Raw genomic sequence first — 13,189 nt, 5'->3', positions numbered from 1 at the left:
TGAAGATATGTCTTATCAAATATTATTAAATGTAATTCTAGCCTTGACCTGGATGTTTCTGACGACGTCAAATACAGCCGCTTCATTTATTATCGGCTATTTAATTGGGGCGATTATTCTTTTTCTATTCAGACGCTTTTTTTCGACTCGATTTTATTTGCATAAGGTATTGGCTGTCCTGCATCTCTTGGGGATATTTATACGAGAATTATTGATTGCAAACTTCGACGTTTTCAAAACAATCATCAGACCAAAGCTTGAACTGAAGCCAGGAATCTTTACTTATGAAACCAAACTTAAATCGGATTGGCAGATCACTCTTCTGTCCTGTCTGATTACCTTGACTCCCGGTACATTAGTTCTGGATATTTCTTCTGATAATAAAACATTATTCATCCATGCATTAAATATATCGGAGATTCCAGAAATGCAAGAAAGCATAAAAAATTCATTTGAACGGCTTATTCTGGAGGTGAGTGAGTAATGATTAGTTTCATCCTTCAGCTTTCTTTAGTCTGTATAGCTATTTCGATGCTCATTCTAATTTATAGAGTAATTAAGGGACCAAGCATCCCTGATCGTGTAGTGGCATTGGATGCTATTGGCATGAACTTAATTTGCATGATAGCCATCCTATCCTTATTGCTCAGCACATCGATGTTTTTAGAGGTTATCCTTCTGATCAGTATTCTTTCGTTCACTGGTACGGTTGCCTTTTCGAAATTCCTGGAGAAAGGGGAAATCATAGAAAATGAACGAAATTAGTTCCTATATTTTTGTATGTATTGTTTTAATCGGTTCTATATTGACCGTTATATCAGCTCTTGGAATACTTCGTCTACCTGATGTATATACACGGAGCCATGCAGCTTCTAAAACATCCACTTTGGGTGTAACCCTTGTATTGCTGGGCACATTCTTATATTTCTGGCTTACAGAGGGCCATTTTAACTCCCGTATCCTGCTAGCTATTTTGTTTATTTTTATGACAGCTCCAGTTGCCGGACATTTAATCAGCCGTGCAGCCTATAATACAGGCGTTAAATTGTGGAAACATAGTGTGCGTGATGATTTAAAAAAGGCAAAAAAACAGAAAAATAGTTAATGACAGAAAAAGAGGATGCTTACAAGGTCGCTTTAGACCTTGTAAGACATCCTCATTTTTTTATTTGGATCACTGCAAGTGTACATCTGCTGATACATATTAATTCGTTCTCTTCATCAGTTATTTTAATTTCCCATACCATTGTTTTTTTTCCTCTGTGTATAATATTTCCTGTTGCGGTCACCAAGCCCTCCCTTTTGCTTTTAAGATGATTCGCATTAATCTCTAAACCAACGACTGCTTCTTTCTCCTCGTCAACCATTGTATATCCACCAAGACTGGCGACCGTTTCGGCAAGAGCAACCGATGCACCACCGTGAAGTAGTCCCATAGGCTGGTGTGTCCGTTGGTCAACGGGCATGGTTGCAACAACCCTTCCTTTACTGACCTCAACTATTTCTATCCCTAATGTACCCATCAATGTTTTACTTAAATCCAATTAAAGGCATCCTTTCCATTGCTTATTTGTTATGAATTAGATAAAGAGCGGAAAAATAAAGGAGTAAAGCTTACTTACAAGTGATTCCTATTCAGATTTTTTAAGGTGAATCCCTTCAAAGATGATGAATGGGCTATCCGTAGGACTTTACAAAAAGCATATCTAGATGATGGAGGTATGGTCAAATGGATCTTCGAGAAGGAATGGTTCCAACTGTATTAGGTACTGCTGTCGCCGCTACTGGTTATGCTCTTAAACAAAAGCATAATAGCAATAAAATGATTGCCAATACACTATTTGGATTTGGGCTTGCCCATATTGCTCTTGGTGTTATTGACTTAGTCGAGCATCGCAACGATATCTAAATGAACATCATCTATCCCCTAAATAAGCAACTTAACCGTTGCTTATTTTTTGGTCTAATACAATCTACCTTCTCCTATATATAGTTATAAGGTAATTTATTTCGTAAGAGGAGGTGCCCATATGTATGCAAATCAACAGTTTTATAACTGGGCTCAAAGTCTAGGTCCTCATTACCACATACCCACATGGATCCATCCATCTGTTATGGGTATGAATTCTTATTCTTCATATAACAGAAAAGTTCCTGCTATAGATACAACAAAATTTAAGAATTCTGCTAATCGAACCGCGTCCTATCTGACTGAAGCATTAAGAATCGCCAATCAGATCTCTACATCTCAAGACTTAGCTCGTCAAATTATGGCAGCCTCGGAGTTTAATAATCTAAGCGAAGTGAATCGATTATTGCTTTCAACCGGTATTCGAATAGCTCCGTCCATCTATTACGATCCGGAGGGAATTCGGCTGGTTTTTGCTGATAAACAAACCAGTCCTCCCTGTTGTGAAGTTGGGGTAGTCATACGATGGAGCTAAAAACCAGCAGTTTGATAACTGCTGGTTTTGTTTATAAATTATTATTAATAAAATCCGCCACCATATCCATAAGGGTATCCATATCCATACGGAGAATAACCATATCCATATCCCCATGGTCTGCTAAGCAATGCTCCACCTATTAATCCGCCGGCTAATCCTAAACCAAATCCCCCGATCGGACCTCCAAATCCAAAACCAAAACCTGGTCTACCCCATGGTCTTCCCCACGGTCCGCCCCACGGTCTACCCCATGGTCTACCCCATGGTCTCTGTCTATAATCCATCTGTAAAATACCTCCTGTGTGTTTTAATGCCTACACTATTATGTATGCAAAAACCTAACAGCAGGTAAGGGCGAATGCCCTCTTATAAGAATACATTCACATTTAAATCTATTTATGAGTATGGATTATTCTTTACCATCTAAACCAAAACGTTCAACCAATACAGCCAATGTCCTCGCCATTACACCAGTAGCACCTGATGGTCCAAGCTCATAGCTGGAACGTCTTGTTGATGTACCAGCTATATCTAAATGCACCCATGGAGTCTCCTCAGCAAATTCACCAACAAATGCACCTCCCATAATGGCATGCCCCTCTGCTCCCGGCGAATTATTAAGATCAGCTATTTTGCTATTGCGAACACGCGCTTTATCCCTTTCGGTAATTGGCAATCTCCACATGGGTTCTCCAGCTTCATCAGATGCTTTTAAGACTTCCTCAAACCAGCTTTCATGATTTGTCATTGCACCTGTCATTTCTACACCTAATGCTGTAATAACTCCCCCGGTTAATGTAGCTACATCAACTAAATAATCCGCTCCATGCTGTTTAGCATATGTAATCGCATCTGCCAACACAAGACGCCCCTCGGCATCTGTATTCAAGACCTCAATTGTTTTACCAGCCATGGAGACTATGACATCATCTGGTTTGAAGGCATTTCCGGATATCATATTGTCTGTTGATGGAATAACGGCCACAACATTTTGTTCAGGTCTCAATTCCCCAATTATCTCCATAGCTCCAAGGACAGCGGCTGCTCCCCCCATATCCGTTTTCATTCCAACAATCCCTGCTTTTGTCTTTATTGAATACCCGCCTGTATCAAATGTAATTCCTTTGCCAACCAAACCAATTACATCTGTCCATTCAGATTTCCCTTGATATTTCAGGACAATCATTTTAGGTGGTTCAGCCGATCCTTGGTTGACGGCAAGCAAGGCTCCCATTCCAAGCTCCTGCATATCCTCTTTTTCAAGGATTTCACACTCAAACTGATATTTATCAGCCAGTCCTTTTGCATAATTGGCCATATCTGTAGACGTTAGCATATTACCTGGAAGATTTACTAAAGTCCGAGCTGAATTGGTTCCTTTTCCGTATGTATATCCAACAAAAAGGGAAGATTCAACTAGCTCTCGGTCAGCTTCCGTATATACAGAAACCTCTTCTATTTTCTTATCAGGTTCATTTTTCTTTTGCTTATATCCTTCAAATTCATACGTAGACAAAGCTAATGCTTCTCCTAAAGCGTGTGCTGCATCCTCCACCGTAATGACATCTGTCAGGAATGACGTTAAATCGACGCTAATCTTTGTCCATCCACAATCTTCGACTTTTTGAAACATTTTGCCGAATGCTTCTTTTAGCTCTTCGAATGTTAAATCTTTTTGTTTGCCCAGTCCAACGAACACCAATCTCTCCGGTGGAATTAGACCAAGTGTATGCAATGTCGATACTTTTTTCTTCCTAGCGGAAATATCTCCAACCCTGACAAGATCCTGAAGCTTACTATTCATCATTCTATCTGCGTCCGATAAAATCGCTGCAAGCGTAACTGGATGATTAAATGCTCCAGTTACCAAAACCGGCATATGTGTTTGACTCGGATTTTCATTATAAACTTTAAACATACTACTCCTCCTGATCGTTTATCTTCATTCATGCCTTTTCTTACTGACATCAACTTTCCTTACCTATTATCTTACCATTGACATCGTAATTTAGAACAAATGAAGTATTCCATTCACTGAAAAATTAAACGATTTATCCGATATATCTTGCCTATTTTACCCTTTCTTTAGGTATAAAAAAACAGAGGACTTAATCCTCTGTGAATTAGTTGCGGAGGCCTCAGGACATTGGTCATGGAGGCTTTGCTACAGGGTGGGGCGGTTTTAGTCTTCGTTCCTTGTAATCCGGCTTCAACGGCTAGAAACTCAGGACATAAGCATGACCTCTACAGGAGGCCTATAGGATGTAGGTCATGAAGACGTTGCCACAGGACGTGGCGGTTTTAGTCTTCGTTCCTTAAGATAGCCGCTTCAGCACTATATTTAATCCGGCTTCGGCTCCTAGCTCCTCGAGTCATAAGTGTAGCCACTGCGGGAGGGAAAAACGCCTCCCTACGTGCCTCCTCTTATGCTTGTCGGAGCTGACCAGTCGCCTCAGCACTATAACCAACACATACCGGTGCATGATCGTATGGGTCGATGATGATTCTGGCTTCTATTTGGAAGACGGTTTTTAGTACTTCTTGGTTTATGATTTCGGTTGGTGTGCCGGATTTGATTATACTGCCGTCTTTCATGGCTATGATATGGTCTGAGTATCTGGATGCATGATTGATATCATGGAGTACCATTACTATTGTGCTTTTTTCTTGGCGATTGAGTTCCTGAATAATTTGCAATACGTCCAGCTGGTGGGCCATATCTAAATATGTTGTGGGCTCATCTAAGAGGATGACATCTGTTTTCTGAGCCAGTGCCATGGCCAGCCAAACCTTTTGCCTTTGCCCACCAGATAAGCTTGCGATACTTCGTTCTCGACAGGCGGATGTTTTGGTAATTTCCATTGCCCATTCTATGATTTCCATATCTTCCTTCGTCATTATTTTATTGTTTTTACGATGTGGATAACGCCCATAGGATATCAGTTCCTCCACACCCAACAATCCCGGTGCAGCTGGGCTTTGCGGTAGCATAGAAAGCCGTTTGGCAATTTCCTTCGTTGAAACGGTATTCATATCTTGCTCCTGCAAAAATACCTTTCCTTGCTTTTGTTTCAATACGCGTCCCATCGTTTTTAATAAAGTAGATTTCCCACAACCGTTCGGTCCAATAATAGTCGTTATGTTTCCTTTAGTAATCTCTAAGTTTAAATTTTGAAACACGGTCTTTTTTTCATAACAGGCTTCAAGATTTTCTGTACGCAGAATACTCATATCAAATATCCCCCTTTATGCTTTCGCCTTTTTGAGTAAATACAAGAAGAATGGTACCCCAATAATGGATACGATAATACCAACTGGCAGTTCAGCAGGGGCAATAATTGTTTTGGCAATATAATCAGAAGAGACCACCAACAGCGCACCTATTACTGCACTCACAGGGATAACAAATCTATTTTGAACACCAACAAGATAACGCGAAATATGCGGCGCCATTAAGCCAATAAATCCAATACTGCCTGATACTGATACACAAGCGCTTATTAAGCCGATACTGCTGAGAAGTAAGATTGATTTTTCTTTATTAATGGCTATACCTAAACTGATAGCGCTACTATCCTCCAATTGGAGCAAATCGAGTATATAGGCCTTTTTTAGAATGATCGGTATACATATAAACAGCCAGGGGGCCATGGCAAGTATATAAAGCCAATTGGCATCATAAATGCTGCCTGTGATCCACACAACTGCCATTTCAAAATCAGTTGCTTTCATTTTCAGCGACAAATATAAGGAAACGGCACCAAAAGCTGAACCAATCGCTATTCCAGTCAAGATGAGTCGTTCTACATCAAGGGAGCCATTTTTCCATGAAAAGGCGAATATAATTAAGGCCGCCAGCAATCCTCCAACGAGACCAAATAAGGGCATAGCCATAATGGAGAGCCATGTCATTCCTTGAAATACGCTATGAAAGAAAAACATGAATAAAACTACAGCCGTACCAGCACCGGCATTAATACCAAGTATTCCTGGATCGGCCAAGCCATTCTTCGTCACTCCCTGTATCACAGCACCGGCTATTCCAAGCCCAATCCCAACCAGACAGCCAATCAGAATCCTCGGTAACCTAAAATCAAAGATGACCAAATCGTGTTCCGGATTTACGTCTATTCGTGCTAATGTCTTTATTACATCGATAACAGACAATTGAAAGGTTCCAGCCATCAAGCTATAAACGATGACTGCTGTAATAGCGAGTACAATCAGCCATAATGTTATGTAATATCTTCGTTTTGAAACTTTATGCAAGGCCTCTTCCTCCTTTTGTTCTGATTAAATAGAGGAAGAATGGTACACCAATCAATGCAGTCACAACGCCAATCGGTGTTTCAAAGGGATAATTGATAAATCTGCTTAAAACGTCACATAGACCGAGAAATACAGCCCCAAGTATGCCTGCACAAGGAATTATCCATTTATAATCAACGCCGACAAGCATACGGCTAATGTGCGGAATGATTAAGCCTACGAAACCAACTTTTCCTACTAATGCAATTGCCGTACCCGTTAAACAGATAACCGACAGAATACAAATCGCTTTGACTAATCCGGTACGCTGACCCAAGCCGATTGAAACTTCCTCACCAAGAGAAAGGATCGTCACGGATTTGGAAACCAGTAAGGCAAGGAAGATTCCAACTATACCAAATGGCACAGCCAGTGCAAGGAGCTCCGAATCTATTTGATGCAATCTCGCATTATACCAAAAACTAATATTTTGGGAGACTTGGTAATAGGAAGCCAATGCTTGAGACAGGCTGCTCAAAAACGTCCCAAGCACAGTACCTATAATGGCCAAGCGAACAGGTGATAAACCATTAGGTAGCATGGAGCCAAATCCATAAACAATTCCTGCACCGAGCGCAGAACCAACCATTGACAACAAAATCATTTCAATAGATGTCATATTCGGCAGAAAAATCATTGATACCGTAATGATAAAAGCTGAACCATCTGCCACACCCATAATGGAAGGGGATGCAAGATAGTTTCTTGTCATCCCCTGCATGAGTGCACCTGATATAGCAAGGAAGGCTCCAACAAGAAGTGCCCCTATTGCTCTCGGTAAACGGGATGTCATAATAATGGCATGGTCCACATTATCGGCATTATAATGAAAGAGGGCATTCCAGATCGTTATATAATCTATATTTTTGGCTCCATAAAAAACGGATAACAGGATGATAAGGAGTATAAGAATGGGTGCCGCACTTATTATCAGTAAAGGTATTTTCCTCTTATCCATACACTCATCAACCTTACTCAGTTAAAGAGCTGGTTGCAGCTTTGAGGAAAGCCGTCTTACTCCATGCCGTTCCACCCTGGGCAAGAGGATCCACAGTATTAACGAAGACTTTTCCGTTTTTAGCAGCATTCATACTTTTCCAAATTGGATTAGCTTCTAACTCTTCCAATGCTTTCGGTTTATCAGCATTTTCACTTTCTTCAAATTGAAGGAACACATAATCCGGATTCACTTCCGCAAGTTTTTCCATTGAGATAACTTCCTGTGCCTTCGCAGCTTTTACCACTTCCGGTACCTCAAGTCCTAAATCACTGTACAGAACCGGGTTGAGGTACATACTTTCTGGATACACATAGACATTGCCTCCCCGAATACGAAGGACCATTGCCTTTTTCCCTTTCAGAGATTCACCCAATTGTTCTTTTGCTGCCCCAGCATCTTTCTTATAATCAGAAATAATCTTCTCTGCTTCAGCTTCTTTACCTGTCAAATGAGCCATTAAATTTAAGTTATCTTCCCAGTTTGTTGAGATATGGGAGTATGGGAATGTTGGTGCAATCTTCGTTAACTGTTCAGTGATATTCTCCTTCGCTTTGGAAGTCCAAAGGATCACATCAGGCTTTAATCCAAGTAAGGTTTCATAATTTGGCTGTGTTTTTTCCCCTATGGACTTAGCACCAGCCAAATCATCTGCCAAATAAGCTGGCAGTTCTCCGGCAATTGTAATAGCACCTACAGGTTTAACTCCTAAAATCGCTGCATCCTCCATCGATTCAAGACTCGCTGTAGCAATCTTTTTCACCTCAGAAGGAACCGTATATTCTTTATCAAGGTATGTAATCGTTTGAGTTTTATTTTCTGATTTCTTGCTATCATCAGCTTGAACTTCATTCTCAGATTGTTTTATTTGTGTCTCCGTACTGTTGCATGCTGCCAAACCAAGGCAAGTCATAGCGGATAATCCCATGATTAATAAATTCTTTTTAATACTCATTTTCCTCTTCCTCTCATCTGGTCCTTTTTCTATGTACTCGCTTTCAATCTAACTAAACAATTTGTCTTACCAACCCCCATATTTATTGCGGAAAGTATTGAAAATGATAATCATTATCAAGTATTATATAAAATATAAACGAACAAACTGGAATTTTCAATTAATTTTATGTAAATTTTTGAATGATTTATACTTAATTTGTCAAATAATCTTTTGAATACAAATGAAAAGAGGTCAATAAATGAGCGAGACAGCCCCTAAAAATTCTTCTTGGCATCAAAATGTTTCTTTACCTAATACCTGGGATGTAGATATGTACAATCAGAAACAGGACCGGTTTTATCGTATTTTCATTTACAAGCCGGATACTGTTCCTCCTCCTGAAGGATACCCGGTTTTCTATGCGTTGGATGCAAACTCTGTTTTTGGCACCTTTGTTGATGCAATGCGTGTTCAGATGAGGAAGCCGGAAAAAACAGGGGTATATCCAGCAATTATTGTTGGAATTGGTTATCACACAGATCAGCCATTCTCTCCTTACCGTGTCTATGATTTTACCAGGCCAATATCAAAAGAGAATTTACCGCCGCACCCAGCAGGCATAGAATGGCCGTCCCATGGTGGAGCTGAGCATTTCCTTACATTTATTAAAGAAGTAGTTAAACCGGAAATAGAGCGAAATCTGCCGGTCAATATAAACAAACAAACACTGTTTGGCCACTCACTAGGCGGATTATTTGTTTTACAAATTCTTTTCTCAGAGCCAGACACTTTTCATACATACATAGCAGGAAGCCCCTCTATTCATTGGGACCCGATGTTTTTTAGAAGCGAGAAAGACGCATTCATCCATAAGATAAAACAATCAGAGCGGCAAATAAAGATTATGATTGGTGTAGGCGAGCTGGAAAAGCAACACTTTAGTCATATGAATAAAAATGCTGCTGAAATTTCCGAAGACCTTAATCAGTTGCATGAATACGGGATTCACATACAGTTCAGGGAGTTTTCAGAGGAAAATCATGTATCCGTATTATTACCACTTATAAATCGCGCAATTAAACTGGGGAGTATATAAAAAAACTATATAGCGAACACCGAATTTAAAGCACAAAAAAACCGTCCATGAGGAACGGTAGGAAAAAAATATTTAACTACTTTTTATTAATAATCTGATTTCTAAATACTTGCAAGCTCTCTGTTTCATTCAAAGCTTTTAGCTCAGGTTCAGTCAGCTTGCCTGTTCCCATACTGACTACATACACCTTCAGCTGTTTTTTTCCCCATTTCTGATATACATCATCCACGGTATCGTAATATAGATCAATTTTATTCCCTTTTATCGCTGAACCTGTATCAGCAACCACTCCATACCCATAGGATGGGATAAAAAGAATGGTCCCAATTGGAAAGACGCTTGTGTCCGCTGCAATCGTTGAATATAAGTCGCGTTTTACCTTTACACCGGAATAGGTGATTCCATAGCTGGGATGGTTTGGATTTTTCCCAGTTGACTCGTACCCTGCTGTATAACCTGTAGCAATCACTTCTTTAGCAGGGTATTTATTCCAATCATCATTTTCTTCCAGTGTGGACGCTGATTTTATTTGTCCAACAGAGGAAGTTGTGTCATAGCTTGATAACGATATTTGATCTTTGGGCTTAGGATTTTCCCTAATTTTAGAATGTATATGGCGAAAAACAGGAAACTCATGAACACTAATTCCTGTAAAATATGAAAGGGTTACAACGGTAGCCAGTAAGAATAAAAAAACGAGTGAAATTGCTCTGATAAATTTAAAAGTATGGTCCATGTGACGATTTCTCCTTTCACACAAACCATTCTTCCCAATACCAGAGTATCTATTCCTTTTTCAGAACTATCTATATTTTGTTAAAATAAAAAAACCCACTAACGATTACTCGAAGAGGGTTAAAACATTCTGTATCCCATTGAACGAAGAATTCTTATAACGATACCTGAAACAATGGATCCTGCTAATCCTGCTGCCAAAATAATTGCATCTGCGGAGGCAAGGTTGAAAAATCGCTCTTTTAATAATTGAAAACTAGAAGAAGGATTTACAAAGTACTCCGTTAACTTAACACTATTAATAAAATATAATGCTGCCAAGGGATAAATTACTGCCATAATCCATGTCTTTCTAAACAGCATATTTAAAATAAAGCCCAATCCAAAAAAAAGAATAAAGAACAATACCACTGATATAATTACAACCGGAATTGACATGCCCATTCTCTATAACTCCCCCTTAGTCGTACAAAAGTAAGTTTATAGGATGGAAGAATTTTCGTCAATTGGGTTGTTTTTGAAAATAACATTTACCGCCATTTATTTAGTGTTTTTTGTTTTACCGCTTCCCCCGCAGCATGAGCATGTTTCAGATCCACCAAGCAGTAATTGAAAATATCCTTTTCCATAGCAATACGGGCACTGATAGGCTTTTTGATTCATAACGTAATCAACCCCTAATTTATTGAATTTTCTGATAATATATCAGAAATTTCAGAAAATGAAAAGTACCCAAAAAGTCTCAGTAATCCGATGTAAGCGTATACAAATTTATTTTCCTTTTAAATACTCCCTTATACACAAGAAATCAATTATATAAATAATTTATATGCGGTGTATTGAAAGACATCCCCTGGATTGATTCCTTCAAGCGGTTTCTTATGCAGGGATGCATGCTTTTCATTTAATTCCGTTAATAACAATGAACTATCCGGATCCTTTTTAATTGTCTCCTGGTCCATAAAAGCAACATCCAGTAGTTCAGTTTTTTGCATGGAAATTTCTCCGGAAATTGGTTCCAATAAGAAAAGCAGCATATTATCACTGATTTCATTACGAATAACACCTGTTCTAAGACCAAATAACCCAATAATCTTTGTTTCAATCCCCGTCTCTTCTTTAATCTCTCTAACCACTGCTTCATCTGCTGTTTCTCCCGCCTGTACAAAACCTGCCGGCAATGACCATTTCCCTTTTAAACCACCATATGACTTCTTCACAACAAGCCATTTACCATCCTTTGTTACGACCAACCCTGCTACACCTAACCAGACATATTTACTTCTTTCTAACATATGAACACCTTTTCCTGGATTTTTTTAGTAATCAAAAAGCTGTCTCGAGTATAATCGGACAGCTTTCTTTCGAGGTATGTTATACCTTATTAGATTAATTTAAATTTACCCTTTTTCATGAGAAGCGGCAAGCCACCCATCATGTATAAGGCACGATTATCTATGATTTTTTTCATCGCAGCTGCTTTTGTACCTTTTAATTTTTTGCCAAAAACAACTCCAATCGCATCATCATCGCCAAGTGAACATACAGTGCCTTTTGGCTCAAATACGAAATCCTTCAATTTCTCTCCTCGAATAAGAGCAGCAATATTTTCGGAGCAAACTTCAGCCTGCTGCATAGAGATTTGAGCTGTTGGTGGGTAAGGACGATTTATCTCTTCATTAATGATTAACGCACAATCTCCAATGACAAAAACATTTTCAAGACCGGGCGCCTGCAAAGTAGGTTCCACTTTCACGCGGCCGCGCATCGCCTCAATACCTGACTTTTCGATGATACTGCTTCCTCTGACACCCGCAGCCCAGATAACTGTACCCGCTTTTATTAATTCTGTTTCATCTTCGCCTTTACCAACCAGTATTCCCTCTGCCGTGCAGCCTTTGACCGGTGTGCCAATCATGAACTCCACGCCTTTTTTCTCCAATCGGGCAACAGCATATTGTACAAGCTCCGGATCAAAGCCTGGTAATGCTGTAGGTGCTGCTTCTACACAAATAATACGCGCTTTATTAGGATCAACATCATATTCTTCACAAAGAGCTGGCATACGATTAGCAAGCTCTCCAATAAATTCAATACCTGTAAATCCAGCACCGCCCACTATAATGGTTAATCTTTCTTCCTTTTTATCCGTTTGGTATTGGGAGAACTGATAATCAATATGTTCACGAATATGACGTGCTTTATTTACACTGGAAATACTGAATGCATATTCCTTTAATCCTTCAATACCAAATGTTTCAGATTCGGCACCTAAAGCAACCACTAAATAATCATATGAAACAGTACCAGTCTCACAAACTATCACTTTCTCATCTTTTTTTATTTCTACAACGGTATCTTCAATCATCGTTACTTTATTACGATCGATGATACTACTAATATCATAGCGTACTTTATTGTGATGTATGGTACCCGCTGATGCTTCATGCAGCCAAGTTGTTTCATAATGATAACGATGCTTATTAATGAGTGTAATTTCAGCTTCATTCACATTCATTTTATTCTGCAAACGCTTAGCTGTTAACAATCCGCCATAACCGGCTCCTAGAATAACAATTTGAGGCTTTTTCACTAGTATCACGTCCACCTTTTTTATATGATATAAAAAATTCAAACATCTTGTGATATCATTCACGTATATTACGTCA

General features: G+C 39.3%; 18 protein-coding genes. 6 read left to right on the top strand and 12 right to left on the bottom strand.

Annotation, left to right across the window (positions count from 1 at the left end):
- Positions 1-7: 7 nt before the first annotated feature.
- Genes AC4D4B_RS05075 through mnhG form a run of 3 tightly spaced genes read left to right on the top strand, consistent with a single transcriptional unit; the run spans position 8 to position 1,105 of the window.
- A complete protein-coding gene (locus tag AC4D4B_RS05075; RefSeq protein ID WP_490997140.1) occupies positions 8-484 on the top strand; it encodes a Na+/H+ antiporter subunit E in 477 nt (158 codons plus the stop codon).
- On the top strand, positions 484-765 hold the full coding sequence (locus AC4D4B_RS05070; protein WP_490997141.1) for a Na(+)/H(+) antiporter subunit F1: 282 nt from the start codon (positions 484-486) through the stop codon (positions 763-765). Before AC4D4B_RS05075 ends, AC4D4B_RS05070 begins: the two co-directional genes overlap by 1 nt.
- A complete protein-coding gene (gene mnhG / locus AC4D4B_RS05065; protein ID WP_490997142.1) occupies positions 752-1,105 on the top strand; it encodes a monovalent cation/H(+) antiporter subunit G in 354 nt (117 codons plus the stop codon). The genes AC4D4B_RS05070 and mnhG overlap by 14 nt, the downstream gene beginning before the upstream one ends.
- Before the next feature lie 52 nt (positions 1,106-1,157).
- On the opposite strand, the gene AC4D4B_RS05060 is transcribed toward mnhG, so the two are convergent.
- Positions 1,158-1,523: a hotdog fold thioesterase gene (locus AC4D4B_RS05060; protein WP_490999372.1), complete on the bottom strand. Its 366-nt coding sequence runs from the start codon at positions 1,521-1,523 to the stop codon at positions 1,158-1,160.
- Positions 1,524-1,729: 206 nt separating this feature from the next.
- Between AC4D4B_RS05060 and AC4D4B_RS05055 the strand changes: the two genes are divergently transcribed.
- Both AC4D4B_RS05055 and AC4D4B_RS05050 read left to right on the top strand, forming a co-directional pair.
- Positions 1,730-1,909, top strand: a complete 180-nt coding sequence (locus AC4D4B_RS05055; protein WP_490997143.1) for an asparagine synthase — start codon at positions 1,730-1,732, stop codon at positions 1,907-1,909.
- 121 nt (positions 1,910-2,030) lie between these two features.
- Positions 2,031-2,444 (top strand): YuzC family spore coat inner layer protein, encoded by a 414-nt coding sequence (locus AC4D4B_RS05050; RefSeq protein ID WP_490997144.1) that lies wholly within the window; start codon positions 2,031-2,033, stop codon positions 2,442-2,444.
- A gap of 44 nt (positions 2,445-2,488) precedes the next feature.
- Here AC4D4B_RS05050 and AC4D4B_RS05045 read toward each other — a convergent pair whose 3' ends face one another.
- The 6 genes from AC4D4B_RS05045 to AC4D4B_RS05020 form a co-directional block, all read right to left on the bottom strand.
- Positions 2,489-2,731 (bottom strand): hypothetical protein, encoded by a 243-nt coding sequence (locus AC4D4B_RS05045; protein ID WP_490999325.1) that lies wholly within the window; start codon positions 2,729-2,731, stop codon positions 2,489-2,491.
- A gap of 125 nt (positions 2,732-2,856) precedes the next feature.
- The gene (locus AC4D4B_RS05040; protein ID WP_490999324.1) at positions 2,857-4,365 is read right to left on the bottom strand and encodes a leucyl aminopeptidase; all 1,509 of its coding nucleotides are present in this window, start codon (positions 4,363-4,365) and stop codon (positions 2,857-2,859) included.
- Between the two features lie 506 nt (positions 4,366-4,871).
- Positions 4,872-5,678, bottom strand: coding sequence for an ABC transporter ATP-binding protein (locus tag AC4D4B_RS05035; protein WP_490999323.1), 807 nt, complete (start codon positions 5,676-5,678; stop codon positions 4,872-4,874).
- A gap of 15 nt (positions 5,679-5,693) precedes the next feature.
- The gene (locus AC4D4B_RS05030) at positions 5,694-6,686 is read right to left on the bottom strand and encodes a FecCD family ABC transporter permease (protein WP_490999371.1); all 993 of its coding nucleotides are present in this window, start codon (positions 6,684-6,686) and stop codon (positions 5,694-5,696) included.
- A gap of 22 nt (positions 6,687-6,708) precedes the next feature.
- Positions 6,709-7,713 carry a FecCD family ABC transporter permease gene (locus AC4D4B_RS05025; protein WP_490999322.1) on the bottom strand — a complete coding sequence of 335 codons (1,005 nt, stop codon included), beginning with the start codon at positions 7,711-7,713 and terminating at the stop codon, positions 6,709-6,711.
- 13 nt (positions 7,714-7,726) lie between these two features.
- Entirely contained in the window at positions 7,727-8,701 is a 975-nt protein-coding gene (locus AC4D4B_RS05020) for an iron-hydroxamate ABC transporter substrate-binding protein (protein WP_490999370.1), read from the bottom strand.
- 247 nt (positions 8,702-8,948) lie between these two features.
- Between AC4D4B_RS05020 and AC4D4B_RS05015 the strand changes: the two genes are divergently transcribed.
- A complete protein-coding gene (locus AC4D4B_RS05015) occupies positions 8,949-9,785 on the top strand; it encodes an alpha/beta hydrolase (protein WP_490999321.1) in 837 nt (278 codons plus the stop codon).
- Between the two features lie 76 nt (positions 9,786-9,861).
- Here the strand turns inward: AC4D4B_RS05015 and spsC are convergent, their stop codons facing one another.
- From spsC to AC4D4B_RS04990, 5 genes are all read right to left on the bottom strand, one after another.
- Positions 9,862-10,521: a stationary phase survival protein SpsC gene (gene spsC, locus AC4D4B_RS05010; RefSeq protein ID WP_490997151.1), complete on the bottom strand. Its 660-nt coding sequence runs from the start codon at positions 10,519-10,521 to the stop codon at positions 9,862-9,864.
- A gap of 119 nt (positions 10,522-10,640) precedes the next feature.
- The gene (locus tag AC4D4B_RS05005) at positions 10,641-10,964 is read right to left on the bottom strand and encodes a YuiB family protein (protein ID WP_490997152.1); all 324 of its coding nucleotides are present in this window, start codon (positions 10,962-10,964) and stop codon (positions 10,641-10,643) included.
- A 96-nt stretch (positions 10,965-11,060) separates the two neighbouring features.
- A complete protein-coding gene (locus AC4D4B_RS05000; protein WP_175354293.1) occupies positions 11,061-11,183 on the bottom strand; it encodes a YuiA family protein in 123 nt (40 codons plus the stop codon).
- Positions 11,184-11,332: 149 nt separating this feature from the next.
- Entirely contained in the window at positions 11,333-11,815 is a 483-nt protein-coding gene (locus AC4D4B_RS04995; RefSeq protein ID WP_490999320.1) for an NUDIX hydrolase, read from the bottom strand.
- An 89-nt stretch (positions 11,816-11,904) separates the two neighbouring features.
- Positions 11,905-13,122, bottom strand: a complete 1,218-nt coding sequence (locus tag AC4D4B_RS04990; protein WP_490999369.1) for an NAD(P)/FAD-dependent oxidoreductase — start codon at positions 13,120-13,122, stop codon at positions 11,905-11,907.
- Positions 13,123-13,189 lie beyond the last annotated feature (67 nt).

The sequence above is a fragment of the Pradoshia sp. Z6_59 genome (assembly GCF_058267515.1).
The sequence above is the reverse complement of the archived record's forward strand: the minus strand, read 5'-3'. Positions and strand labels throughout refer to the sequence as shown.

Coding starts and splice junctions, on each gene's coding strand:
- AC4D4B_RS05055 (WP_490997143.1), top strand. CDS start 1,730: ATGGATCTTCGAGAAGGAATGGTTCCAACTGTATTAGGTACTGCTGTC.
- AC4D4B_RS05025 (WP_490999322.1), bottom strand. CDS start 7,713: ATGGATAAGAGGAAAATACCTTTACTGATAATAAGTGCGGCACCCATT.
- AC4D4B_RS05050 (WP_490997144.1), top strand. CDS start 2,031: ATGTATGCAAATCAACAGTTTTATAACTGGGCTCAAAGTCTAGGTCCT.
- mnhG (WP_490997142.1), top strand. CDS start 752: ATGAACGAAATTAGTTCCTATATTTTTGTATGTATTGTTTTAATCGGT.
- AC4D4B_RS05075 (WP_490997140.1), top strand. CDS start 8: ATGTCTTATCAAATATTATTAAATGTAATTCTAGCCTTGACCTGGATG.
- spsC (WP_490997151.1), bottom strand. CDS start 10,521: ATGGACCATACTTTTAAATTTATCAGAGCAATTTCACTCGTTTTTTTA.
- AC4D4B_RS04995 (WP_490999320.1), bottom strand. CDS start 11,815: ATGTTAGAAAGAAGTAAATATGTCTGGTTAGGTGTAGCAGGGTTGGTC.
- AC4D4B_RS05000 (WP_175354293.1), bottom strand. CDS start 11,183: ATGAATCAAAAAGCCTATCAGTGCCCGTATTGCTATGGAAAAGGATAT.
- AC4D4B_RS05035 (WP_490999323.1), bottom strand. CDS start 5,678: ATGAGTATTCTGCGTACAGAAAATCTTGAAGCCTGTTATGAAAAAAAG.
- AC4D4B_RS05040 (WP_490999324.1), bottom strand. CDS start 4,365: ATGTTTAAAGTTTATAATGAAAATCCGAGTCAAACACATATGCCGGTT.
- AC4D4B_RS05070 (WP_490997141.1), top strand. CDS start 484: ATGATTAGTTTCATCCTTCAGCTTTCTTTAGTCTGTATAGCTATTTCG.
- AC4D4B_RS05005 (WP_490997152.1), bottom strand. CDS start 10,964: ATGGGCATGTCAATTCCGGTTGTAATTATATCAGTGGTATTGTTCTTT.
- AC4D4B_RS05045 (WP_490999325.1), bottom strand. CDS start 2,731: ATGGATTATAGACAGAGACCATGGGGTAGACCATGGGGTAGACCGTGG.
- AC4D4B_RS05060 (WP_490999372.1), bottom strand. CDS start 1,523: ATGGGTACATTAGGGATAGAAATAGTTGAGGTCAGTAAAGGAAGGGTT.
- AC4D4B_RS05015 (WP_490999321.1), top strand. CDS start 8,949: ATGAGCGAGACAGCCCCTAAAAATTCTTCTTGGCATCAAAATGTTTCT.